Genomic DNA, 2495 nt, shown 5'->3' on the forward strand with positions numbered 1-2495 from the left:
TTTTATCGGCACATCGTCAACGATCAGCGCACCGTCTGCGAAGCGTGCCTTGCCCTCGATATAGCTTACCCCGGAATAGGCGGGCAGAAGATCGACATATTTTTTCTGGCGCAGCGTGCTGACCAATTCATCCTTTGATGCCGCGAGCTGCGCCCAATCGCCTAGTTGAATGTTACCGCCAAGGCCGGGAAAGCGCGTGGCGGCTCGCCCACCGTGCACCGCCTCGGCGGCACGGATCAGCGTCTTGGACGGAACGCAGCCGACATTGACGCAGGTGCCGCCAATCGTGCCATGGCCGATCAGCGCGACTTTCGCCCCGAGTTCGGCGGCGGTGATCGCGGCGGAAAAACCCGCCGAGCCCGCACCGACGACGGCCACGTCATATCCATCCCGCCCAGGGCGGTTGCAACAATCGTTCATTGGATACAGCTTTCTTCAGGCGCGACGGGCGCCGTCATTCAGTTTTGAATAGCGCGCGCCGTATAACCCGCATTGGTCGACGCAGCGGCAATCGCAGCAGCATTCGCGCGGCGAGGATCATATGTTACGCGCGCGGTCTTGGCGGCGAAATCAACCGTCACCGCGCTGACACCTGCCACGCCTTCCATCGCCTTCTTCACGGTGATCGGGCAGGTGGCGCAGGTCATGTTTTCGATGGCAAAGGTGGCTTGCCTCTGAGCGGTTGCGGTGGCCGCAGGGCGATCCTGTGCTGAATTGTCAAGTGCTAGGGCGACCCCGCCACCGGCGGTTGCCAGCACGGCCAGCCCAATGAGTATAGTCTTCTTCATGGGTGTACCCTTTCAATAAAACCAAGGTGCCCACCAGTCGATGGTGAGCGCGAGGATGACGATGGCGAGACCCAGCCACAGCACCGCTTTGGTAGTGCGGGCCGATTGCGGACGAGCGCAATATGAGCCGTCCTCACAGGGTGGGTTCGGCTTGAAATAGACATGCCAGAAGCCGTAGCCGAGCAGAGCCAGCGTCACCGCCGCGACATAAGGCTTGTAAGGTTCGAGCGCGGTCAGGTTGGCGATCCACGCGCCGGATATGCCAAGCGTAACGAACAGGAGCGGCACGACGCAGCAGGCGGAGGCCAGCCCCGCGCCGATCAGCGCGCCCGTGGCGACCCAGTTCGCCCGCTTCGGCTCGTCGTTTTCAGTGAGGGCTGACTGTCCTGATTCAGGCGCTGAGGCCATGCCGCAAATCCTTTCTTCCGCCTTCGTGATTCGCAGTGTAGCCTCTGTAGTAGGTACAGACTCAAGAGGTTTTTCATGCAGCCACAATCTGGCATTTTACGCGCTCAGCTTGCCCGGAGGACCGGCTGCAATCTCGAAACCGTCCGCTATTACGAGAAGGTCGGATTGCTGCCAGCACCGGCGCGCAACGCCAATGGCTACCGGGTCTATTCGCCGGAACTGGTGCAAAGGTTGCAGTTCATCCTGCGCGCCCGCGATCTGAGCTTTGCGATGGATGAGATTCGGTCTTTGTTGTCGCTGACCGACGTTGGAGCGCAAACGTGCGCAGAGGTGATGGGGAGAACCCAAGCACACCTTGACGATGTCCGTCGCCGTATTGCCGATTTGCAGAAGATAGAGGCGGCGCTGGCGACAACATTAGACAAATGCACCGGCGACGACGTTGCCGAATGTCCTATTTTGGACGCACTTCAGTTTTCGTCCGTATAGGACAAGTGAGGCCGCTATTTTTGCGGGATTTGATCTTCTGTCGTCAATCTGGAGTATAGCCTAACTGGACGTCAGGGCGGTACTGCGGTTTCTGTCAGATTAGGGTGATAAACGGAATTTGTTGACGAATTTCGTTACGTATCATAGATTTCAACCTGACATTTTGATGGAGAGAGTGCGCAGTGAAGGGGCAACGGATCGGCTATGTCCGGGTCAGCACGTTCGATCAGAATGTGGATCGCCAATTGGAAGGTCAGTCGCTCGATCGGACCTTCACCGACAAGGCATCGGGCAAGGACGTCAACCGCCCCCAGCTTGAGGCTCTGCTCACTTTCGCCCGCGAAGGCGATACCGTCGTCGTCCACAGCATGGATCGGTTGGCCCGCAATCTGGATGACCTGCGCAAGCTGGTCCAGGGCCTCACCAAGCGAGGTATCCGGATCGAGTTTGAGAAGGAAAGCCTGTCCTTCTCGGGGGAGGACTCCCCGATGGCCAATCTGATGCTCTCGGTCATGGGTGCGTTTGCTGAGTTCGAGCGCGCTCTGATCCGCGAACGGCAACGCGAAGGCATTGCGATCGCTCGGCAGCGCGGCGCCTATCGGGGGCGGAAACGGTCGCTCTCGGATGAGATGATTGCCGATCTGCACCGCCGCGTTGCCGCCGGTGAACGCAAGGCGACCATAGCGCGCGACATGGGCATCAGCCGCGAAACCCTCTACCAGTACCTTCGCGCCGCTGCCTGACACCAATGTTCACATTATGTCCGGAAAATCGTTGTTCAGCGTACAAAGCTTGAGGTGACGCCAATAT

The 2495-nt window shown here is 59.1% G+C and carries 5 protein-coding genes; 2 read left to right on the forward strand and 3 right to left on the reverse strand.

Annotated elements, in window-relative coordinates:
• From BHQ40_RS24435 to BHQ40_RS24445, 3 genes are all read right to left on the reverse strand, one after another.
• A partial coding sequence (locus BHQ40_RS24435) for an FAD-dependent oxidoreductase (protein ID WP_435593935.1) occupies window positions 1-378 on the reverse strand: 378 nt, incomplete at its 3' end.
• 80 nt (window positions 379-458) lie between these two features.
• Window positions 459-758, reverse strand: coding sequence for a heavy-metal-associated domain-containing protein (locus BHQ40_RS25465; protein WP_435593936.1), 300 nt, complete (start codon window positions 756-758; stop codon window positions 459-461).
• 42 nt (window positions 759-800) lie between these two features.
• Window positions 801-1196 (reverse strand): mercuric transporter MerT family protein, encoded by a 396-nt coding sequence (locus BHQ40_RS24445; RefSeq protein WP_007015440.1) that lies wholly within the window; start codon window positions 1194-1196, stop codon window positions 801-803.
• A 75-nt stretch (window positions 1197-1271) separates the two neighbouring features.
• On the opposite strand from BHQ40_RS24445, the gene BHQ40_RS24450 reads away from it, so the two are divergent.
• Window positions 1272-1685, forward strand: coding sequence for a MerR family transcriptional regulator (locus tag BHQ40_RS24450; protein ID WP_007015439.1), 414 nt, complete (start codon window positions 1272-1274; stop codon window positions 1683-1685).
• 182 nt (window positions 1686-1867) lie between these two features.
• Complete coding sequence (locus BHQ40_RS24455; RefSeq protein ID WP_004213255.1) at window positions 1868-2428, forward strand: recombinase family protein; 561 nt, start codon at window positions 1868-1870, stop codon at window positions 2426-2428.
• Window positions 2429-2495 lie beyond the last annotated feature (67 nt).

Origin of the sequence: Sphingobium phenoxybenzoativorans, assembly GCF_001757355.1 — a bacterium.
Lineage (GTDB): Bacteria > Pseudomonadota > Alphaproteobacteria > Sphingomonadales > Sphingomonadaceae > Sphingobium > Sphingobium phenoxybenzoativorans.